Source organism: Streptomyces sp. CB02056 (genome assembly GCF_001905545.1).
Classification (GTDB): domain Bacteria; phylum Actinomycetota; class Actinomycetes; order Streptomycetales; family Streptomycetaceae; genus Kitasatospora.
The window spans coordinates 71,204-90,482 of sequence record NZ_LIPD01000023.1 but is presented as its reverse complement, the minus strand read 5'-3'; the positions used below and the strand labels follow the sequence as shown (position 1 = coordinate 90,482).

The window sequence follows — 19,279 nt, the reverse complement described above, 5'->3', positions numbered from 1 at the left end:
GAGACCACAGCCATGGCCCGCACCGCCACCTGCCGCCCCACCCCAGCCGCCAACCACAAGCCGGTCCTGATCGCCCTCCCCACCGTCTCCGCCGACCCGTACGCCGGACCCGCCGGCCGCCGCCACTACACCTGCGCGCCCTGCGAGACCTCCTGGGCCGGAGGAGAAGCCAACTGCTGGAACTGCGGCAGGCCGGCGACCGGCGAGCACCCCAACATCACCGCCGCCCTCCAGCTCCTCCTGCACCACCCCACCGCCCGCCACGCCTGACCACCCGCCAGCACCCCGGCCCGGCCCACACCCAGCAGGCCGGGCGACGCGTCGAAGGAGAACCGAGATGACGACCACCCCCGCCGATCGCCGCGGCCTGTTCAACACGAACCCCGACCAGCGGCTGCGCCCCGGCACCCCGGACCGGCCCTGGGAGCTGTGGCTCACCGGCCCCAACACCCTCCTGCCGATGCCCGACCTCGCCACGGCCCTGATGGCCGCCGCCGAGCACAACGCCCTGTCCACCGACCTGGACGACGGCTCCCCGCTCCAGCCCGTCAGCTACGCCGTCGTCCTCGAGCACGGCTACGCCTGGCGCCGCGAGGGCGCGGCCCGCTCGGACGTCGGCATCGCCACCCCGTCGCTGTGCTGGACCGCCCGCTGCTCGGTGTGCGGCGACATCCTCGAGCACGAGTTCATCCCCCACCACCCCAGCCCCGAGGACGCCGCAGACGACGCGGTCGGCAGCTGCGAGTGGAGCCGGCTCCCAGACGGGAGCCTGGTGTGCGAGCACCGCGACGCCGCCCACGACGACGCCCGCGCTCAGATCCACACCGAGGACACCCCGGAGCAGCCGGACGGGAACCAACTCCCCCTCCTCTAGGCCCCAGCCGTAGCCCATCCGATGGAGGATCACATGCACCGACCCGTCATCGAACCCCGTACGGACAGCCCCGCCAGCCAGGCCGTGGGCCTGGACCTGGACGGCACGCTCGCCGTCGACCAGGGGTGGCAGGGCGGCCGTATCGGCCTTCCCCAGCCCGGCGCGATGGACGCGCTACGGCTCCTTGCGGCACGGAGGGCGGTGTTCATCTGCACCGCCCGCCCGGAGCGGTGGCTGCCGGAGGTCGCCGACTGGGTCAGCTGGTACAGCGGCCTGGACGCCTTCTTCGACCCGAACCCCGAGCGGGCGTACTGGCAGGTCGTCGGCGGCCCGATCCTGATCACCAGGACCAAGCTCGGCGCGGCCTGCTACATCGACGACCGCGCCGTCCACCACGCCGGCGACTGGACCGCCACCCTCGCCACCGTCAGCCACGTGATCGGCCTCGACCGCGAAGGCATTCCAGCTCTGGCCTGATCCCCGGAAACACAGAAGGGCCCGTCCCTCCGGCGTCGAAGTCGGGGAGACGGGCCCTTCTGCGTTTCCGGGCCCCGGATCCATAACCCGGTTATGACGCAGTTCCCGCCGCCTGGACGCGGCCCGCCGTGGCACGCTCACCGGCCCGCCCGCCGGCCCGGGGCCTCCAAAGCCGCCGCTGAGTGGTTGCTCACCACCGCAGTCTTCAGATGGTGGCCGTCGGAGCAGGCGAGCCCGCAGCGGTTGGCGGAGCCTGGCAGGGCAGAGTGACGACAACGGCCACGCCTTGGCCGGGCTTCGCTTTGCCCGCCCGAACGGTGTAGCGGTCGGGCTCATGGACGGCCTCGAAATCCCAAGCGGGCTGATCCGCCGAACCCGGCTCGTTCGAGGTGATCTTGAATCCTTCACCCGCAAGCTTCTCCCGCAGGGCTCGAACCACCTCGGGACGCTGGTCATCCGTGGCCTTCAAGCGGATCGCCGAGCTGAGCTCGTACGCCTCACCGTCGTCGGCGATACCCATGCCCCGCCCCGAGCACCTGTAGTAGGCGATGAGCTTGGTCCACGGATCCCGTTCAAGGCCTGCCAGCTCGCCCACGTGGCCCTGCACCTGGTTAGCCCGGGTCAGAGCGTCCGCCCGTGACTCGACACGTACAGGCTGGCTCGGTGTTCCCGATCCTCCAACCATTGGTTCCACGAGCGAGCACGAGCCGAGCACCAGGGCGCCCGAAACCATCAGTACGGCCGCGCGGGCAGTCCGTGCCGCCTTTCCGGACAGCATGGGTATCGAGCTCGTGAACAACGTGCGGTACTCCCCCGTGACCAGGTGTGCGTTCTGCCGTCCGGATGCTACGGCACCACAGGGGACACACCGCACCCGAAATTACCCGTCGCCCCATCGGACGGAGACCGACAATCCTCCTGCCCGACCTCCTACCGCACGCCTCGGAGACCACACAACCGCGAGCGGGCCAGGCACTGGGATGAACCGCGGCTTCGGGGCCAGGCCGACCCACAACCCGGTTATAACGGAGCAGTCAGGAGCCACGGCAGGACCAGCCCGGTCTGGGCCAGCGTGCTCGACCCGCTCCCGGACGAACATGGTGCTCACGATCCAGGTGATCCGGCTGCAACCTTCACCGTCGTCCGAGCCAGTGGTCGGCGGTGCCTCAGGCGTTCTGCATAGTGAAGGGCCCGCTCCCCCGGCTTTGACGCCGGAGGGAGCGGGCCCTTTCGCGTTTCGGGGTCGGTGGCGCCTGCTCTTTCAGCGTGATCGGACATGTCGGACGGTGGTGCGGCGGGTTCTACTGACTGGTCCAGCCGTTGAGGTTCTGGAAACCGGTGTCGCTGGTGCCGACGAACGCCAGCGCCTCACGGCCGATGCCGAGAACGCGGAGCAAGACATCGAGGGCCGCCTCGATGTCGATCGTCGAGCGATCCAGCCAGACCGCCGTGTAGAGGGGACTCCCGCCCTCGAACTGGCTCAGCGCGAAATGGAGCCGGTCGATGCGAAACATGGCCACATGGACGTAGCCGAGGTCCTCCCAGGTCCGTTCCACGGTCAGCCGCAAACGTGCCGCGAGTGGCTCCAGGCGAGGCTGCAGGCCGGCGACGACGCGGTACGCGCCAGTTGCGACCTCCCACGTGCTCTCCTGAAACGCGGGATTGCGCTTTCCGCCGTGGTACTCCGGAGCGGTCTCCCAATCCGCCTCAGGTCCTGGCACCTCAATGTTCGCCACGTCGCTCCCCGTCAGGCCTCAGCTCGGTTAACCCTGATCGAAGCATCTCCATTGCGAACTGAGGCGGTCAACAGAACGGGGAACGAGAAGCTACGACTGGACTGCCCGCCACGCACAGCAGAGGGATCCCCAGCGTGAAGACCGTTGAGTTCCCGCGGCCCAGGCGATCGAAGGAAGGTGGAGGAGCAGTCCTCCTCCATGACGAGGCCAAGCGCACTGGGCGGCCCCTCTCGCGTTCGGGGCTCCCTCAGAGATGCGGCTGGGCGGCGCTGATGACCTCGGGTCGGCTTACCCGGCGTGGCTGGAGCCGTCGGTGTAAACGGCGTTTACTCCGCAGCGGGCCACGAGCCTGACGGCACCGGCGTGCCGGATGTGCCCGAATCAGGCACACGCCACTAAGGTGACGTCATGACCTCTCAAAAACCCGGAGGCGAGCGGGAAAAGGTTGCGTCCAAGCTCCCTGCCGCCCTCCGCCAGGAACTCAAGACCCGCGCGGCGCAGCTCGGCATCGACATGCAGGTCGCCGTCACCCAGGCCGTCGAGCAGTGGCGCGCCCGACCCGCCGACAGCAACCCGACCATCGACACCTCCGGGGCCGAGAGCTGGAACACGCACCTCCCCGCCGGCCTGTACGAGGCATTCAAGAACGACTGCGACAACCGAGACGGCACGTCCTATGTCCAGGGCTTCGCCCAGGCGGTCCGGGCATGGATCGACTCCCACAACGTCTCCCTGGCCGAGCTGACGATCCCCCGCTACACGCGACGCCTCGTCGTCTGCAACCAGAAGGGCGGCGTCGGCAAGACCACCATCGCCGCCGGGACCGGCCAGGCCATAGCGCTGGGCCTCCCCGCCACCACCGGGGCCTCGAAGCTGCCCGCCCTGCCCGGGCTGCGCACCCTGCTCGTCGACTACGACCCGCAGGGCCACCTCACCTCCCAGCTCGGCGTCAAGCAGATCCCGCCGGGCGAGGAGAGCCTGGTGACCCACATGGTTGACCGGGACCGCGTCGCCGGTGCGCTCCTCGACCAGGTCGTGGAGATCGAGTCGGACCACTTCGAAGGACGACTCAGCCTCCTCCCCTCGAGCTTCGATGCGTTCCTGCTCGACTCCCGGCTCGGGTCCGTCCGCGGACCCCGCGAGACCAGCCTCCAGCGAGCCCTCGCCCCGCTCGAGGAGCACTTCGACGTCATCGTGATCGATGCTCCGCCGAACCTCGGCCTGGCGATGGACGCCGGCCTCTACTACGGGCACCGCCGTAAGAACGAAGCGGCCGGAGCCTCCGGCGTGCTCGTCCCGGTGGAAGCGGAGGACTCCTCCGCGGACGCCTACGCCATGCTCGACAGCCAGATCCGCACCGTCAGCCTCGACTACGAGGTCGACATCGACCGCCTCGGACTCGTCGTCAACAAGTTCGACAAGCGCAAGGGCTACGTCGCCACCCACTCCCTCTCCGAGTGGGAATCGCTGGGCACCCCGCCCGTCGTCGCCATCGTCCCCGACCTCAAGGAGCAGCGCGAGGCCGTCCACGTCAAGCAGCCGCTGCTCATGTACGCACCCACATCCATCCAGGCGCAGCGCATGCGAGAGATCCGACGGAGGCTCGCATGAGCATCGCCAAGAAGCTGCAGGCCGGCGGAGGGTCGTTCGGGTCGCTGGCGCAGGGCGGCGCGGTCCGCGGGGACGAGGTGCGGGCACGCAGCGAGGCACTGGACGCGACGGGTCGGGTGCGACGTGCTTCGTCGGCGCCGGTGTCCTCGATCGTGTTTAACCCGCTCAACCCGCGTAAGACCATCGACAGCGAGTCGATCGACGAGCTCGCCGAGAGCCTGACCCGGCGGCAGATCGTTCCGGTCACCGTGGTGAGCCGCGGTGCCTTCCTTGACGCACATCCGGATCAGGCGGAGGCGATCGGTGAGGCGGACTTCGTCGCGCTCGACGGGAACCGACGCCTGAAGGCCGCGCAGCAAGCGGGACTCAAGACCCTGCGTGTCGACCTCAATGACGACCTGGTCTCCCGCGCTTCGGACATGGTCGAGGCGGCTCTGATCGCCAACGCCCACCGCGAGGACGTGTCGCCGTTCGAAGAGGCCCAGGCGATCGAGCAACTGCTGGACTCGGTCTACGACGGTAACCAGGCCGCAGTGGCGCGGGCGCTGGGCAAGTCCCGTGCGTGGGTGGGACAGCGGCTGGCGCTGCTGCACCTGTCCCCCGAGCTTCAGGAACAGGCGGGGGCCGGGGAACTGGCCATCGAGGATGCGCGCAGGATCGGAGCTGAGGCACGGTCAGGGAAGATCACCCCGGCGGAGCAGCTCGAGCGGGCCGAGTCCGCGAAGAAGACGGCAGCCGACAAGTTGGCAGCGAAGACAGCCCGAGCCGGCAAGCGAGCGGACCGTCCGGCAGAAGAGAAGGCGGACCGCGCCTCGACACCTACCAGCGGGGACAACGGCGCCGAGGTCGGTGTAAACGGCGTTTACACGCCAGCGACGGCCCAGCCCTCTACGGATCGTTCGCCGGAAGGGACCTCGGGTGTAAACGGCGTTTACGTCTCGGGCCTGCCGGACCAGCGTGACGCTCACACCCACGATGCCTCGGCGGTCACGGTCCGCCTGGTCCCGTCCGACCCCCGGGCGTCCGCGCAGTTGCTTTTTGACGCGCTGGACCATCGCCAGGCCGTTCTGGTGGCGGCTGAGCTGCTTGAGCTCCTGAAAAGCGAGGCCGAGCCCCAGGCTCGATGATCACTTGATCAGTGCGTGCGGCGTCCGGCTCCAGCCGGGCGCCGCACGCACTTCCGACATCCCGCCCCACCGCGGACAGATCGCCAGCGGTCCGGCAGCGCCCCCCGTCGGGGCGCAGCCCGATCCGGACCCACAGGGAAAGGGAGACCAGCATGCCGTCGTCGTGACGCTGGCGGTGGACGGGGCGCTCGTCACGGGGACCGTGATCCCGGCCGCGGCCTGGGAGGACCTCTACTTCCGCCAGGTCGCGGACGCCGACTACTACGGGATGCGGAAGGTCGTGCGGGAGGTGATCGGGCGCCTGGACCAAGCTGCCGAGGACGGGCGTCGCCGTCGGGCGCCCGACCTGCGGTTCCTGCACCTGAAGGACGTCACCGTCCGCTCCGGCCGCGCTGCCCGGAGGCTGCCGGCCTGGCGCGGGCCGCTCGCGGTGGTCAGCGGCTGGAGCCTGGTCGAGCCGGACGAGCGCTGACGGTACGTCGCCTGCACAGCAGACAGGGAAGGACACCAGGCCGGGACCACCGGACGTGAGCCGTCCGAAACTGGCCCGTGGCTTTGTAGGCGCGCACCGAGAGTGCCCCGCTACGTGCGAAGACGGTGTCGCCGAGTTTCAGCAGCACCTGGATGCTTGACTCTGGACGGTTGTCGGATACTGCCCGCGCGGGGGTGGACGCCGCGTCCGGGTGCGTGCCGCGTACGGTCAGCTCATGCACGAACAGCGAGACCAGGGGCAGGTCGACGGCGAGGAGAACCGCGGGCACACCGCGCCTGCCGATGTCACCGACGCGAGCGCCAAGGCCGAAGCGGTGGTATTCGTCTGCGCGACGTGTGGTGTCCCACTGACGGGGCCGCTCACACGGCTGCCGGCGGTTCCCGAGGCACCGATTTACGCGTGGTGGGACGCCGACGAACCCGGTCCATCGCCGGCGACCGTGCCGTCAGGCCACTATGCGGTCGAGACCGAGCCGTACGGCGCGCCCCTGGTCGTCGCCGACGTGCCCGGCCCGGTAATGCCGCGCCACGGCGTCCACTACAACGCGGACGGCAAGCCGCTGGTGTCGAAGGGCCCCCGAGGCAACTTCGTCATCAACCCGGACGACGCCCGCGGCCTCGAATTGCGGCACGCGTCCGCCGCCTGCTGCGGAGCGACCCCGAACGGCGGCATGAACCAGCGGTGCGCCTGTGGAAGCCTTGTGGCGACCCTTTGCTCCGACTGCTGCCTGCCGTACGAACTTCACCTGTCAGCCGACCACGTCCGCGCCGTTCACACCTGAGGCCGACGCGCGCTGCTGCTACTTCGCGCTGACATTTCACCGGCTCCGGGCTCCGACTGGCGCTGAAACCCGCCGACATACGCTGCCAGGTCTCGCCTATACAGCCAGGCCCGCCTGATCGAGCAGCAGATCGTACGGCTGGCGCTCCACTCCATGCTCCGGCTAACGCCGGAAGGCCGCCTCGTCCCTCTGCTGCCCGGCCGGCCCGCCCACCGCCTCCACGCCAAACGACACCGAGCGCCTGAGGTTCTGGGATCCTGCCGGGAACAGCTAGTCGATGATGGGGTCGACGTGGGTGAGCAGGAAGCTCGGGCCCTCAGCCAGTACCACCACGCGATCCTGGCCGACGCGACTCGTGAGGGGATGAAGCTGTACTTCGGCGACGGCACGGTCGAGCAGGTCACCCCCGAGGTCCGGGAGAAGGCCCGCGCGTTCATGCAGCAGACCCTGGAGCGGGACTGGCCCGGCTACATCGGCGGCCTGATCGCCGACGGGAAGATCCGCACAGCCTGACCGGGCACCGGGCCCGAGGAGGCAGCTCCTCTCGGGCCCGCCCCGGCCGGCGCGTGCCGCCCGTCCGCGCCCGCGCGCTCTTGACGGCCTGTCGGCCCTGCGGAACGGTGGCTCGCAAGTGACCGCAACCGGCTTGGTACCGGAGGGTGTCGTGGGGCTAGATTTCATCGGGATCGACCCCGAGACGGGGGACAAGGGCTCGCCCACGGTGTGGCTGGACCGCGCCAAACGCAGGCTCGTGTTCCAGGCAGTGAAGGCTGAGGAGGACCTGGAGACCGAGGTCGGCGAGCGGAGCTGGGCACCGGGCCACGAGGCCGGCATCCCTGAACACGAAACCGTGGTGTGGATTCCCACCCGGATGATCCCGATCCTGCGAAAGGCATGCGATGACGCAGAGCGCGACGGGCTTCTCTGACCTGCTGGCCGGCGCCCGGCACTCGGCGGTCCACCTGGAGATGCGCGACACCTACGCGGTCGCCGACGAGACCGAGCGAATCGAACAGTGGAGGGCCGGGCACCGCCTCGACCCCACGGACCGGGCCTCGTGGTGGCGGCCGTGGCTGGACACGATCGCCACCACCGTTGCCCGCGGCGTGGTGGTGCGCCGGGCCCGGATCGTCTCCGAGCCGGTCAGCGAGTACACCCGCTACCTGCACTCGATGACCTTCACCAACGTCGCGGCCGGCGAACAGGTCCGCTGGCTGCCCAGGATGCACGCTTCCACCATCGCGCTGCCCGGTGCCGACTTCTGGCTGTTCGACGGCAAGGTCGTGATGTTCAACCACTTCACCGGCTCGGGCGACTGGGCGGACCCGGAGGACACCGTCAGCGACGACCCGGCCGTGGCCAAGCTGTGCGCCGAAGCCTTCGAGACGGTCTGGGAGCGGGCCGTCCCGCACGAGCAGTACACCGTCTGAGCCCGTACGCCGAGCAGACAGCCCATGCCCGCCTCGCCCTCGTCCAGCGCCCAGGCCGCCCGAGCAGCGCTCGCCGCCCGGCTGCGCGAGCTGATGCTGGACGCCGGGATCGACGGCAAGGAACTGTCCGCCCGGTGCGGCTGGCACCCCTCCAAGACCTCCCGGATCCTCGGCGGGAAGTCGGCACCGTCCGAGACCGACCTGCGTACCTGGTGCACCGCGTGCGACGCCGGCGACCAGGCCGGCGACCTGATCGCCTCACTGCGCGCGGTGGAGCTGATGTACCTGGAGTGGCGCCGCGTGCACCGCATCGGCATGCGCCAGGTGCAGCAGGAGTCGCTGACCCTCCACCACCGGACCGCGGTCTGCCGGGCCTACGTCTCCAACGTCGTCCCCGGCTTCCTCCAGACCGCCGCCTACGCCACCGCCCTGATGCGCTCGATCACCGAGTTCCAGGGCACCCCCGACGACGTCGCCGACGCGGTCGCCGCCCGCACCGAACGCGGCCGGCTACTCCACGACGGCCGCCACCGCTTCGTCATCCTCATCGAGGAGACGGTGCTGCGCTACCGGATCGGCGACGCCGAGACGATGGCCGGCCAGCTCGGCCACCTCCTGGCCGTGATACCGCTGCCGTCGGTCTCCCTAGGCATCATCCCCTTCACCGCGCAGCGCCGGATCTGGCCGCTGGAGGCGTTCTACCTCTTCGACAACGACCAGGCCTGCGTGGAGACGCTGACCGCCGAGGTCACCGTGACCCAGCCCCGCGAACTCGCCGACTACCACCGCGCCTTCGCCGACCTCGCGAAGCTGGCCGTCCACGGCGCACCAGCCCGGACCCTCATCACCACGGCGATCGACACCCTCGGGTGAATCCCCGCAATCACCCGCAATCGCATTGAACCCGCCCGCAGCTGCTTCCTACCGTCGTGTCGTCGCCCGCCGTGACAAACCGGGCACCCGGACCCGACGAGCGAGCCGGGGCCGCCGCGCCCGCCTGTCCCCCCGTCAGATAGGCGCAGCCGTCACCGCCGACGAGAGAGCGGAGTACCGCCGTGGCCGCGCGCCCCATCACCCGCCCACCCGACACGGCCGCAGCCGCACCTGGGCGGTGCCGGCAGGCGCGAGGTGCCCGGTGACCGCACCCGTCGAGACCTCGGCGCAGCCCCCGGCCGTCGGCGCCACGAAGGTGCTGCTGCCCTACGAGCCGCAGTCCGCCGCCGTGGCCCGCCGCCTGGTGCGCACCACGCTGCGCTTCTGGGAGCTGGAGTACCTGGTAGAGGCCGCCGAACTCATCGTCAGCGAGCTGGTCGGCAACGCCGCGAAGACCGGCTGCCGGCGCCGGATGGCGGTCGCCGTCGAGCGTGTCACCGACAGGTGCGTGCGGATCAGTGTCCGAGACGGCTCCCGCACCCTGCCCTGCCTGATCGAGGCGGGCCCTGAGGCCGAGTCAGGCCGCGGCCTGGCCCTGGTCCACCACCTGACCGGCGGGCGCTGGGGCGCGGCGTTGGAGACGTTCGGCAAGACCGTCCACGCGGACCTATGCACCCACCCGACGTAGCCCACCGCTGCCCTGGTGTGCCGGGTGGCCCTCAAGGGGGGTCGGTATGGACGGCGGCGGAGGTTCGGGCGGTAGTAGCGGAGAGGGGGACGGGTCCGGGTGCCAGGTGACCGCCGTCGTCCGAGCCACGGCTCTTTCGTGCCCGCGGGGTGGTGTCGTAGAACTTGTACGGGCGGGCGGTGACTTCGGCGCGCCGTGGACGGAACGGAACCGACAAGGGGACGGATGTGCACGCACACGAGCAACAGCCGCAGGGCAGGCCTGGGGACCCGGCGCGGGTGAACAGGCGCAAGGCCGTGGACGAGGCCTCCGCGAGGGGGGCACGCGTTTCCCCGGCCGGAGGCCTGCTGGCCGCAAACACGGTGCCGGCCCTGCAGCGCACCATCGGCAACGCCGCCGTGACGAGGCTGCTGGCGCGGCAGCGGTACGCTGCTGATCCCGAGACGGGTGCGAAGGTACTCGCTCCGACGGTCGCGGGTCCGGGGGCCGCTATCCAGCGCATGATGCCGGCGGGAGGCCGCGGCACGAAGCGAGAGGCCGAGGACGAGATCGGCGGGCGGTCCAACAGGCAGCGAGTCGAAGGGGAACCGTCGGCCGACGTGGACTCCTCGTCCGAGAGCAGCCAGTCGTCGCGATCGAGCACTCCCGCACTCGGGCTGGGTCCGGAGGCGAAGAACCAACTGGACGACGAATTGACCGACATCATGCAGAAGCTCGAGGACTACGACAACGGAAGCCGCGATGAAGAGGATCTAGGAGAGACCGTGGAGGAGCTGGGTGACCGTCAGTCCGCCTACTCCATGCTACGGAACCTGGTGCCCATCACCTCGGTCAACACGGTCGATGCCGTAACCGCCTTCATGACCGCGAGGGTCCCGGCGGACGACCAGTGGCTCGCCGCCCTGACGAACCTCCGGGCCGAGCTTCAGGGAAGCCAGAACCAGGAGGCGCCCACAGCCGACTTCGTAAAAGACCTGTGGCCGATCATCCAGGAGCTCCCCAGCGTGACCAAGCTGAGCCCTGAGGCGGACGAATGCGAGAAGCGCGCCCACGACATCTGCCAGGCCCTTGCCGGTTCTCATCCGGAGGTGGCCAACCGCCACCTGTTCAAGCACTGGGCAATGCGTACCACCCAAACACCGATCCACCCGAGCTATGGGTGGCGGCACCACGTAGCCGCCACGGTAGTCGTCGAAGGCGGCCAGCAACTGGTGCTCGACCCCTTCCTCTTCCGGGACGGGCCGGTGCCGTTGTCCTCCTGGGAAGCGGAGATGACGGGGCCGAAGTCCGTGTACAGGGTCGCCTGGGAGTTCCGGGGCGCTCCGGGAGCGGACGGCCAGCCTGACCAGAACAGTGCCATGGAGTTCTCCTAACGCGGCGAGCAGGTCCGCTGGCTACCCAGGTAGAGAGCGAGATGCTGGCTCACAGGCGGCCGGGGCGGGGTTGTTGTGGGGCTTCGTTGTAGCCGGGCAGGTGGACTGTCGGCGGGTGCTGTGGGCGTGGCGGGACGGGGGCCGGCCGGGGGGCGACGGCTGCCGGTGGGGCGAGAAGGTAGTCGCCGGGCTCCGGGACGGGGTGCCGGGCCGGTGCGGGGCCGGGGTTCTTCACGGTCTGCGATTCGGCGGGCGCACCCGGCGGGGTCACGGCCAGCGGCTCGTGGTCCTGCCCGGGGAACGGCCGGGTACCGGCAGGCGGGTGCGTGGCCAGGATGCGAGTGCCGGGGGCCGTGGCGGTGGGCAGGGCGAGGGGTGCCGCGGGTGCTGCAGTGGACGCGGCCGGTGGCAGGAGGGGTGTGCCGGACCGGCGCCCGGTGCTGTCGTTCGGTGCCGGGGCGGGCCGGGTCCGCGCGGCGGGGTGCGGGCGTACCGGCGTCGTGCGGGCCGCTGCGGGGTGGTGGCCGGGCGCCACGGCGCGGGGCGGGCGGGTGGAGACGGTCCGGGCGCCGGCCGGGAGCGGGCGGGGGCAGGAGATGCCGCGGGGCGCGCCGGTGGCGGGGTCGGTGTCCCAGCAGGCGAGTTGCCAGTGGGCTTCCAGCCAGAGGCGGGCCTCGTGCGCCTGCGGCCAGAGCTTCCAGGTGCCGATCGCGAGGATGTGCCGGCCGGGGCGCCGCCCGCGCCGCGAAGGCCTCCAACAGCCAGGCCCTCGCCGAGCGCCGTGCCCGCGCCGACAAGGCCTCCCGCACAGCGATCCCGCTGCGCCCGGCCCGCCCACCGGTGACGCTCAGCGGTGCCGCGTGACCGGAACCACCCAGATCCGTCGTTGCTTCACCTGATCTCCCCTGCCGAGAGGAAGACCTGCTGTGACCAGCACCAACGACCACCACGACGAGCGGTTCCCGCTGGTTCTCTACCAGCACGGCAACGGCGAGCTGATGATGCCCGCCACTCACGTCACCGCCCTGCTGCGCCACGTCGCCGAGACCGTGCGGATGTGGCGGGTACGGGGCGAGGTGCCACTGGACCTGATGACCACCGCCCGCATCTACGACTCCGTGGTGAACTACGCCGCAGACCTCGACACCGCGATCGCCGCCGCCGACACGAGCGGCCTACTCGGCCAGGGCGCGGACCGGGCCGCGGCGGACGAGCTCGCGCGGGACCTGGCCGAGCTCACCGCCGGCTACCTCGCCGACGGGGAGCCCGTCGCGCCGGGCCTGCCCGGTCCTCCCGCAGCGCACCGGGACCCGGGGTCGGTCGTGTGACGGCGCCCTACCTGGAGGTCGCGTCCCGCGCCCCGGGCGTGGACCCGGACGCCGCTGCTGCCGGCCGTCCCGGCCAACCGGATCCGTGACACCCTCACCGCGCTGGTGCGGACCTGGCCGGTGGCCGCACGCCGTTCCGGGCGCCCCGCCCGCCGCCGACGGATCACCCCGCCCACCCGTGCCCCCAGCGCGATCAGACCGGCGGCCGCCAGGCCGCCGAGGCAGTCGGCACCGGCCGACAGCAGGAACTCGCTCACCGGGCATCACCACCACGGGCCGGAGTCCACAGCCGGGGGCCGTCGGTGCGTTGCCCGTCGCGCCGGCGCAGCTCACGGACCGCACGGCGAACCTTGCGCCGCACCGCCTCCCCGTCCTTGTCCGGCCGGGTGCTGCCCGTCAGGGCGGCGGCCTCCGCCCAGGTGGCCACGCCAGGGCGGCCAAGGGCGAGGACGACGGCCCTCTCGCCCGGGGAGAGGAGGACCAGGACCGCGGCCAGGCGCCGGTCGCCGGGGACCTGGTCGAGCACGGGGTCGTCGGCGGCGGTGCCGGCCAGCAGGTCCCGAAGGGTCGCACCCTCGTAGACCGGGCTCTCCAGCAGGGCAACCCGCCTGTTGCCGTACGTCCGCCGCTCCCACAACGGCACCAGCTGCCGGTGGATCACCCGCGTCTCCTCGCGGAGCCGGTCGACGGCGGCCATCCCGAGGCCGGTGCCGTCGTGCAGCGGGGCGACCCAGTCGCCGAGCAGAGCGGTGGAGACCGCCTCCGCCCACCGCTTGCTGCGGCCGGCGCCCAGGACCACGCGGCCGAACCGTTCCAGACAGGTGGTGTCGGCCACGCTCGCCGCGATCTCGCGGGCGACACGCGCCGCGTGGATCCAAGCCAGCGAGGGCCCGGAATCGATGATCATCTGCAGTCCAGCCAGCTCGGAGGGCTTGGGGGGAACCAGAGGCTCAAAAACCCGCAGGCCCTCGGATGTGCTCAAGGTGAGCAGCTCCCGGCCGTCCACCAAGTGGTAGGACCAGGTGTGCCAGATGCGGCCGTCCGGGCCGCGTGTGGTGGTCATGGGGTGTCCTCCGTGAAACAGGTTCACCCTCTGGGCGGGGCAAGACGGAGGAGCGACAAAGAAACTCGGCCACCGACATGTGAGATGGGCCACCCTCCCGGCCCCGTACCGGGAGCGGGCGGCCCCATCGCCGTCGGCGCTAGCGCTTCCGTGAGGCGGGGACGACCGAACCGTCCTCGCCGCGCACCGTGAGGGGCGCGATCAGCTCGGGCTTCACCTTGCTCTTACCGCGGTGCAGCTGGCCGGTCTCGTCGCGTTCCCAGTACCGGCCCCGGGCATCCTCGAAGGCCACGGTGACGGGCCGCTGCCTGATCTCCGGCTTCGAGACCTCCGGCAGCTTGAAGACCCGGTCCTCCCCGGGCGGAACCAGGCCGACGAAGATGTTCTGCAGATCGGTCTCCCCCGTAAGCTCGCCCGGCTCGGGGGCCCGCCACACCAGCACCGTGTTGTAGATCGGCTGGTCCGACCCGTTGTGCACCACCAGCGAGTCGAAGCGGTACAGGTTTCCCGGGCCGAGCCCGATGTCCTCACCGGTCCAGGCTGCCACCTTCACCGCGTACACCTCCTCGTCCGCCCGCTGGTTCCGGTAGCGGTTGTAGAAGAAGGTGCACAGTCCCACCAGCGCCACGACCAGGCTGATGACGAAACCGGCGTAGGGGATCCACGGGGGAGGGGAACTGCTGGTGCTGCCCGCACCGGTGGCGAGCGCGGTCGACGCGTTTGAGATCATCACGACGCCACCGTAGAGGCCCCGCCCGGCCCCGGAGAAGAGCTCGGGGCCGGTCTCCCAAGACAGGACCACGGCCTCCGAGCAGCCCTTCGCCGACCACCCGAGCACCAGCCCGTGCCCGGCCAGGCCGGGCGACCCGAGTCCCGCTCGACGAGGCCCGCCGCCCCGCAGTCGAAGACGATCAGCCCGAGCCCGCCCACCGCGCCGCCGTCGGCCGCTACCGTGACGACGACACCTTCGTGGAGGCCCTGATGAGCGCTCAGCCCGAGTTCGCCCCCGTCCCACCGGCGGCCCCGGCCCCGGCAGCCGCCGCGCGGCTGCTCACCCGCATCCGCGCCGACCACCGCGCCGAGCGGTGGCAGCCCGCCTTCGAACGCGACTGGGCCAAGGCCCTGGAAGACTCCCGCCAGACCTACGACCTCACCCCGCTGCACCACGTGGTCCGCACTTGGCAGAACCGCCTGGACACCGCCCCCGCCGTGGACGCCTTCACCTCCGGCGCCCTGGACGACGAGGACGGCATCGACCTGGACCAGGTCCTCGGGGCCCGCCGGTGACCGGCAGCCCGATCACCTGGCCCGCGCGCCTGTCCCCGAAGGCCGCCAAAGTGCTGGCCGACTTGCCCGACCACGCCCAGCAGACCGCGCGCGACGTCCTGGACATCGCCTCCCGCACCCCCTGGGGCTGGCCGCAGTGGGACACCACCGACCCCGACGGCGAAGACCTGCGTACCGCCGCCATCGGCCCACTGACCTGCGTCTACTGGATCAACCGCGCCGCCGGCCGCCTGCACGTCATCGACATCGCCTGGCTCGGCTGACCACAGCACCACCAGACCGTCCAGCAGAGCAGCCACGCCGAGCCCCCGGCACGGCCGGACCCAACGGCGGGGCCTACGGGACGCGCCCTCCTCGCCCCTCGAGACCTCGGCCCGCCGGTCAGGCCGCAGAGGCAGCCGCGTCCGGCCGCCCGGCCTTCTTCAACGCCATGAACGCCTCGTACTGGTTCCCGACACCGCCCCAGTGCGGATGCGCGTACAACTCGGCACCGACCGCCGCGAACACGCCGCGCGTCTCCTCCGTCGGATCGGCCACCCAAGCGGCCTCGGCGGCGTACCAACGGCGCTGAAGATCCAGCAGGTCAGCAGGGAAAACATGGGTATCGGACACGACGCCCATCGTAAGTCGCACACCTGCACGACCAGCCGAGCGCCGCTCCCGGCCCACCGGCCGCCGCTGGTTACCCCGAACCGGCGGGGGCCCACCCGCCCGAGCTGCCGTCACCACCCCGGGGAGCCCCGATGCCGCAGCACGGGCCGCTGTACCGCCTGACCCTCACCGCGACCGCCTCTGACCCGCACCAGCGCGTCGCCTGCGTCGGCCCCGCCCGCAAGGTGGTCCACTCCGTCGCCACCGGCTGGGGCCTGGACGGGACCGTGCTGGACGACCTGGTCGCCGTCGCCTCCGAACTGCTCGTCAACGCCGCCCCTCACGCAGGCCCGGCCAAGATCACCGCGCTGCTGCGCCTGGGCGCGGCCGGCGATCGGGTGCGGTTCGAGGCCGAGGACCAGGGCGCCGCCCTGCCCCGGATCGTGGCCGGCCTCGGGGACGACCAGGCCGTCGCCGGCCGCGGCCTGTTGATGGTCGAGGCCCTCGCCGAACGGTGGGGGAGCGACCCGACCGGCACCGGCAAGGTGGTCTGGGCCGAGCTCGCCCTGCCCGTTCCGCTGGACCCGCCCGCCATCGCCGCGCGGGCCCGCGAGGCCACCGCCCGCAGCGACTACATGCGGGCCGCGTCCATGGGCACCGCCCCCCGACGGATCCCCATCGTGCCTGGGGCCCGCCGCGCTCGTTGAACCCGCGAGCGCCTCCACCAGGGCGCGCGGCTGCGCCTGCTCCACACCGCCCGGCACGTACACCCCCCGCGGCCGGGCACCCGCATGGCGAGGCCGTCCGGGCGGCCGGTCGTACACGCCGGCCGCCCGGCCGAGGCCCCGGCGGGTCGGCGCGCTACTTCCCGGCTGCGGCCGCGTCCCGGGCCTGCCGGAGGTGCTTGAGAAGACCTTCGAGCAGGGCGTTCAGGGCTGCAGGGGCGGGGACGTCGTGCATGTCGATGCGGCTTCGCTGGGGGCCGATCGTGCGGTGCAGCACGTCGTCGCCCTGGGTGCGGAATTCCTGGAGCTTCTTGAGGTAGTCCTTGTCGGTCTTGGTCCACCCCGGCGTGCTGCTGGCGACCTGGGCGAACCCCTTCTCGCCGAAGGCCGGCGGGACGTGGTCGATGATGGCGCGCAGCAGCGCGTGGCAGGAGAAAGGCTGCTCGTGCCGGTAGTTGAAGTTCAGCTCCTTGCACTGCTGGACCAGCTTGTCGGTGGAGAAGCGGCCGGCGCGGTCGAGCTCAACCAGCTCCTCGATCAGCGCCTGCTTGACGTAGACGGTCCCGGACGGCTGCGGCGCGGCGGGCGGCTCTGCCGTTTCCTCCCCGGCCTGGTCGAGCCAGGGCGCCGTGGCGTACTCGCGGGGCAGCGGCACACCCTGCTCGGCGCGGACGTGGTGGTAGTTCTGCTCCCAGGCCTGTGCGGTGACGATCCGGCAGACGGTGGCGACGTAGGCCTCCACGTCGGTCGCCTCCGCGTACTCCTGGATCTCCCGCGTGATCTCCTTGGCCCAGGCCGGGCCATCAGGCAGGAGTTGGCCCCGCCCGCTTCCCCGCCAGGTGCTGGGCTCGCCGTCGAGGATCTGCGGGAGCGCCGCCATGAACTCGAACGTGAGGCTGGGGATGGCCTCGGCAAGCTCCTGCGAGTTCAGCCAGGTCTGCGTGACCGCAGTCGGCGACGGCACTGCGGCGCGTTGGAGGGCGATCATGTGGTGAAGCACCCGCAGGAACGGGTCTGCGAGGAGAGGGCGCAGCTCGTCGAGCACCAGGGCGGCCGCGACCGTGAGCCGGACCGGCTCGCCGTCACCGAGCATGCGCCGGTCGTGCCCGGCGGTGAAGCCGTAGGAGGGGCCGAGCGTCCCGGTGCTTCCGACGCGGGGCAGCGACGCGATGACAATGCGGGCGTCCAGCCGGCGCTGGTCCATCCGCTTGACCACGTAGTCCCAGATCGGCCAGACGCCGGTCTGTGTGTAGGGCGTGGCGATCTCCAGCAGCAGCGCGGTCTGCTCGTCGGTGAGCTCGCTCGGCAGGGTGCTGGGCGGTTGGTTGGGCGGGTTGACGCGGACGAGCTCGCTGGACAACGGTGCCTCACTCGCTGGGATCAGGAGAGCGGAGAAGAGCAGGACGCGGAACGGCCGATCCCTGAATGCGCCAAGGGCCCTTCGACGTTGGCCGGCACTTCGACGGGACGACCACGTCGGCGGCGATCGACTCCACCGCCGAGGTGGCGACCAGACTACGCCGCCCTGTGGCCCGTTTCGTACCGGGTCCCCGACCCTTGGCCGGGGACTCGCTGCTCGTGCCCGGCGTGGGGCGCCCTGTCGAACATGCGGTCAAAGTGAGGCGTATGTGCGGTGAAAAATGTTGCGCATAAAGCTAGGTTCTATGCTACCTTTCTGGATAGGAGGTATGTGATGTCTGAGATTTTCGCGGCGGTGGACGCGCTGCTGGCCAAGGCCCGGGATGGCGGCGACCTGCCGGAACCGGCGGAGCGGGAGCGGCTGCGCAAGGCCGCCGGTCTGACCCAGGTGGAGGTGGCCGATGCCTTGAAGACCCGGCGGGAGACGTTCGCCAAGTGGGAGAACGGCAGCGCACAGCCGCGGGCCCCCAAGCGCGGCGCGTACGCTTTCCTGCTCGCTGGCCTGGCCGACATCCACGGCACCCAGGGCCCGGACGGCTGGCTCACCCTCGCCCGCCAGGCCCGCCCCCTCGACACCAGCACCGATGCCACGGAAGGGGAGTGACACCCTGATGGACCGCAAGACGTACACCGCCGAGCTCGCCGGTCTGCGCGAGCTGCGCGCCGAGATCACGACCGCCGAGAAGACCGTCGCCACCGCGCAGAAGGAGCTGGACAAGCTCACCGCCCAGCGCTCGCGCCGGGTGGCCGGGCTCGCGGGGTACGAGGGCGCCCAGGCGCCGGCCATCGCGAAGGCCTCCGGGCTGACGCTGGCCGACGTCGTGCGGATCGCCCCGCTGCTGGACCCGACCCCGGCCGCCGTCCGCGCCGCCAAGGCCGACGACCAGGCCGCCGCCGTCGCTGCGCCTGCCCTGGCCCCGGTGGCCGAGCCGGTCGCCGAGCCTGCCGTCGCGGTCGTCCCGGCGCTGACTCGCCCGGCTCCCGTACTCGAGCAGCCGGCCCCGGTCGCCCCGGCGGCCGAGGCGACCGGGGCCGGGGTCGAGGACCAGGCCGTCGCCGAGCAGCCCGCCCCCGCCGTTGCTGCACTGGTCGTCCCGGCGGTCTCGGTCGCTCCGGTCGCTGCCGCGCCGCGTCCGGCGGTCGAGGCCGGTCCGCGTGGGCTGTCCACCCTCCCCGAGGGCCCGGCGGGCGCCCGGTTCGAGGCCGTCACCACGGGTCTGGTCTCCAAGCGCCCGAACTTCACGCAGCAGGCCCGCTCCACGGTGTTCCTGGACGCGGCGGCCGGGATGCTCGCGGTCCGCGACCAGACCGTGCGCCTCGACCTCGGTGCCCGCACCCCCGGGGAGATCCTGGACGCCGTCCTGGCGACCGCGCCCGGCACGGAGCGCGTCTACATCACCGCC

24 protein-coding genes and 1 pseudogene are annotated in these 19,279 nt (G+C 71.5%); 19 read left to right on the top strand and 6 right to left on the bottom strand.

Annotated features, from left to right (window positions below; genetic code table 11):
• Positions 1–12 precede the first annotated feature (12 nt).
• The 3 genes from AMK13_RS38130 (at position 13) to AMK13_RS38120 (ending at position 1,351) form a co-directional block, all read left to right on the top strand.
• Entirely contained in the window at positions 13–270 is a 258-nt protein-coding gene (locus AMK13_RS38130) for a hypothetical protein (RefSeq protein ID WP_074006144.1), read from the top strand.
• 67 nt (positions 271–337) lie between these two features.
• Positions 338–874, top strand: coding sequence for a hypothetical protein (locus tag AMK13_RS38125; RefSeq protein WP_074006143.1), 537 nt, complete (start codon positions 338–340; stop codon positions 872–874).
• Between the two features lie 33 nt (positions 875–907).
• A complete protein-coding gene (locus tag AMK13_RS38120) occupies positions 908–1,351 on the top strand; it encodes a hypothetical protein (protein WP_074006142.1) in 444 nt (147 codons plus the stop codon).
• Positions 1,352–1,556: 205 nt separating this feature from the next.
• On the opposite strand, the gene AMK13_RS38115 is transcribed toward AMK13_RS38120, so the two are convergent.
• Positions 1,557–1,946, bottom strand: a complete 390-nt coding sequence (locus AMK13_RS38115; protein ID WP_143204744.1) for a hypothetical protein — start codon at positions 1,944–1,946, stop codon at positions 1,557–1,559.
• A gap of 706 nt (positions 1,947–2,652) precedes the next feature.
• Positions 2,653–3,087, bottom strand: coding sequence for a hypothetical protein (locus AMK13_RS38110; protein WP_074006140.1), 435 nt, complete (start codon positions 3,085–3,087; stop codon positions 2,653–2,655).
• 408 nt (positions 3,088–3,495) lie between these two features.
• Here AMK13_RS38110 and AMK13_RS38105 point away from each other — a divergent pair, with 408 nt between their 5' ends.
• From AMK13_RS38105 to AMK13_RS38055, 11 genes are all read left to right on the top strand, one after another.
• A complete protein-coding gene (locus AMK13_RS38105) occupies positions 3,496–4,698 on the top strand; it encodes a ParA family protein (protein ID WP_074006139.1) in 1,203 nt (400 codons plus the stop codon).
• Positions 4,695–5,825 (top strand): ParB/RepB/Spo0J family partition protein, encoded by a 1,131-nt coding sequence (locus AMK13_RS38100; RefSeq protein ID WP_074006138.1) that lies wholly within the window; start codon positions 4,695–4,697, stop codon positions 5,823–5,825. Before AMK13_RS38105 ends, AMK13_RS38100 begins: the two co-directional genes overlap by 4 nt.
• A 163-nt stretch (positions 5,826–5,988) precedes the next feature.
• On the top strand, positions 5,989–6,297 hold the full coding sequence (locus tag AMK13_RS38095; RefSeq protein WP_074006137.1) for a hypothetical protein: 309 nt from the start codon (positions 5,989–5,991) through the stop codon (positions 6,295–6,297).
• Positions 6,298–6,532: 235 nt separating this feature from the next.
• Positions 6,533–7,099 (top strand): hypothetical protein, encoded by a 567-nt coding sequence (locus AMK13_RS38090; RefSeq protein WP_143204743.1) that lies wholly within the window; start codon positions 6,533–6,535, stop codon positions 7,097–7,099.
• Positions 7,100–7,390: 291 nt separating this feature from the next.
• The gene (locus tag AMK13_RS38085) at positions 7,391–7,612 is read left to right on the top strand and encodes a hypothetical protein (RefSeq protein ID WP_074006136.1); all 222 of its coding nucleotides are present in this window, start codon (positions 7,391–7,393) and stop codon (positions 7,610–7,612) included.
• A 118-nt stretch (positions 7,613–7,730) separates the two neighbouring features.
• Positions 7,731–8,027 carry a hypothetical protein gene (locus AMK13_RS38080; RefSeq protein WP_241853206.1) on the top strand — a complete coding sequence of 99 codons (297 nt, stop codon included), beginning with the start codon at positions 7,731–7,733 and terminating at the stop codon, positions 8,025–8,027.
• On the top strand, positions 7,999–8,529 hold the full coding sequence (locus tag AMK13_RS38075) for a DUF6879 family protein (protein WP_074006134.1): 531 nt from the start codon (positions 7,999–8,001) through the stop codon (positions 8,527–8,529). Before AMK13_RS38080 ends, AMK13_RS38075 begins: the two co-directional genes overlap by 29 nt.
• A gap of 24 nt (positions 8,530–8,553) precedes the next feature.
• The gene (locus tag AMK13_RS38070; protein WP_074006133.1) at positions 8,554–9,402 is read left to right on the top strand and encodes a DUF5753 domain-containing protein; all 849 of its coding nucleotides are present in this window, start codon (positions 8,554–8,556) and stop codon (positions 9,400–9,402) included.
• 262 nt (positions 9,403–9,664) lie between these two features.
• The gene (locus AMK13_RS38065) at positions 9,665–10,090 is read left to right on the top strand and encodes an ATP-binding protein (RefSeq protein ID WP_074006132.1); all 426 of its coding nucleotides are present in this window, start codon (positions 9,665–9,667) and stop codon (positions 10,088–10,090) included.
• A gap of 278 nt (positions 10,091–10,368) precedes the next feature.
• Positions 10,369–11,463: a protein-glutamine glutaminase family protein gene (locus AMK13_RS38060; RefSeq protein ID WP_143204742.1), complete on the top strand. Its 1,095-nt coding sequence runs from the start codon at positions 10,369–10,371 to the stop codon at positions 11,461–11,463.
• Between the two features lie 926 nt (positions 11,464–12,389).
• Positions 12,390–12,791 carry a hypothetical protein gene (locus AMK13_RS38055; RefSeq protein WP_074006130.1) on the top strand — a complete coding sequence of 134 codons (402 nt, stop codon included), beginning with the start codon at positions 12,390–12,392 and terminating at the stop codon, positions 12,789–12,791.
• 253 nt (positions 12,792–13,044) lie between these two features.
• Here the strand turns inward: AMK13_RS38055 and AMK13_RS43865 are convergent, their stop codons facing one another.
• A complete protein-coding gene (locus AMK13_RS43865; protein ID WP_074006129.1) occupies positions 13,045–13,854 on the bottom strand; it encodes a hypothetical protein in 810 nt (269 codons plus the stop codon).
• Between the two features lie 139 nt (positions 13,855–13,993).
• Positions 13,994–14,587: a hypothetical protein gene (locus AMK13_RS38045; RefSeq protein WP_143204741.1), complete on the bottom strand. Its 594-nt coding sequence runs from the start codon at positions 14,585–14,587 to the stop codon at positions 13,994–13,996.
• Positions 14,588–14,835: 248 nt separating this feature from the next.
• Between AMK13_RS38045 and AMK13_RS38040 the strand changes: the two genes are divergently transcribed.
• On the top strand, positions 14,836–15,141 hold the full coding sequence (locus AMK13_RS38040; protein WP_074006238.1) for a DUF6247 family protein: 306 nt from the start codon (positions 14,836–14,838) through the stop codon (positions 15,139–15,141).
• On the top strand, positions 15,138–15,404 hold the full coding sequence (locus AMK13_RS38035) for a hypothetical protein (protein ID WP_074006127.1): 267 nt from the start codon (positions 15,138–15,140) through the stop codon (positions 15,402–15,404). The genes AMK13_RS38040 and AMK13_RS38035 overlap by 4 nt, the downstream gene beginning before the upstream one ends.
• A gap of 118 nt (positions 15,405–15,522) precedes the next feature.
• Here the strand turns inward: AMK13_RS38035 and AMK13_RS38030 are convergent, their stop codons facing one another.
• Positions 15,523–15,753: a hypothetical protein gene (locus tag AMK13_RS38030; RefSeq protein WP_143204740.1), complete on the bottom strand. Its 231-nt coding sequence runs from the start codon at positions 15,751–15,753 to the stop codon at positions 15,523–15,525.
• 131 nt (positions 15,754–15,884) lie between these two features.
• Between AMK13_RS38030 and AMK13_RS38025 the strand changes: the two genes are divergently transcribed.
• Positions 15,885–16,439: an ATP-binding protein gene (locus tag AMK13_RS38025; protein WP_074006125.1), complete on the top strand. Its 555-nt coding sequence runs from the start codon at positions 15,885–15,887 to the stop codon at positions 16,437–16,439.
• Between the two features lie 154 nt (positions 16,440–16,593).
• On the opposite strand, the gene AMK13_RS38020 is transcribed toward AMK13_RS38025, so the two are convergent.
• Positions 16,594–17,817 (bottom strand): hypothetical protein, encoded by a 1,224-nt coding sequence (locus AMK13_RS38020; protein WP_074006124.1) that lies wholly within the window; start codon positions 17,815–17,817, stop codon positions 16,594–16,596.
• A gap of 333 nt (positions 17,818–18,150) precedes the next feature.
• Between AMK13_RS38020 and AMK13_RS38015 the strand changes: the two genes are divergently transcribed.
• Both AMK13_RS38015 and AMK13_RS43860 read left to right on the top strand, forming a co-directional pair.
• The gene (locus tag AMK13_RS38015; protein ID WP_079272889.1) at positions 18,151–18,480 is read left to right on the top strand and encodes a helix-turn-helix domain-containing protein; all 330 of its coding nucleotides are present in this window, start codon (positions 18,151–18,153) and stop codon (positions 18,478–18,480) included.
• A gap of 7 nt (positions 18,481–18,487) precedes the next feature.
• Positions 18,488–19,279, top strand: a pseudogene (locus AMK13_RS43860) (Mucin-19); the annotation flags it as partial.

Coding starts and splice junctions, on each gene's coding strand:
- AMK13_RS38090 (WP_143204743.1), top strand. CDS start 6,533: ATGCACGAACAGCGAGACCAGGGGCAGGTCGACGGCGAGGAGAACCGC.
- AMK13_RS38130 (WP_074006144.1), top strand. CDS start 13: ATGGCCCGCACCGCCACCTGCCGCCCCACCCCAGCCGCCAACCACAAG.
- AMK13_RS38100 (WP_074006138.1), top strand. CDS start 4,695: ATGAGCATCGCCAAGAAGCTGCAGGCCGGCGGAGGGTCGTTCGGGTCG.
- AMK13_RS38120 (WP_074006142.1), top strand. CDS start 908: ATGCACCGACCCGTCATCGAACCCCGTACGGACAGCCCCGCCAGCCAG.
- AMK13_RS38125 (WP_074006143.1), top strand. CDS start 338: ATGACGACCACCCCCGCCGATCGCCGCGGCCTGTTCAACACGAACCCC.
- AMK13_RS38070 (WP_074006133.1), top strand. CDS start 8,554: ATGCCCGCCTCGCCCTCGTCCAGCGCCCAGGCCGCCCGAGCAGCGCTC.
- AMK13_RS38025 (WP_074006125.1), top strand. CDS start 15,885: ATGCCGCAGCACGGGCCGCTGTACCGCCTGACCCTCACCGCGACCGCC.
- AMK13_RS38015 (WP_079272889.1), top strand. CDS start 18,151: ATGTCTGAGATTTTCGCGGCGGTGGACGCGCTGCTGGCCAAGGCCCGG.
- AMK13_RS43865 (WP_074006129.1), bottom strand. CDS start 13,854: ATGACCACCACACGCGGCCCGGACGGCCGCATCTGGCACACCTGGTCC.
- AMK13_RS38075 (WP_074006134.1), top strand. CDS start 7,999: ATGACGCAGAGCGCGACGGGCTTCTCTGACCTGCTGGCCGGCGCCCGG.
- AMK13_RS38040 (WP_074006238.1), top strand. CDS start 14,836: ATGAGCGCTCAGCCCGAGTTCGCCCCCGTCCCACCGGCGGCCCCGGCC.
- AMK13_RS38105 (WP_074006139.1), top strand. CDS start 3,496: ATGACCTCTCAAAAACCCGGAGGCGAGCGGGAAAAGGTTGCGTCCAAG.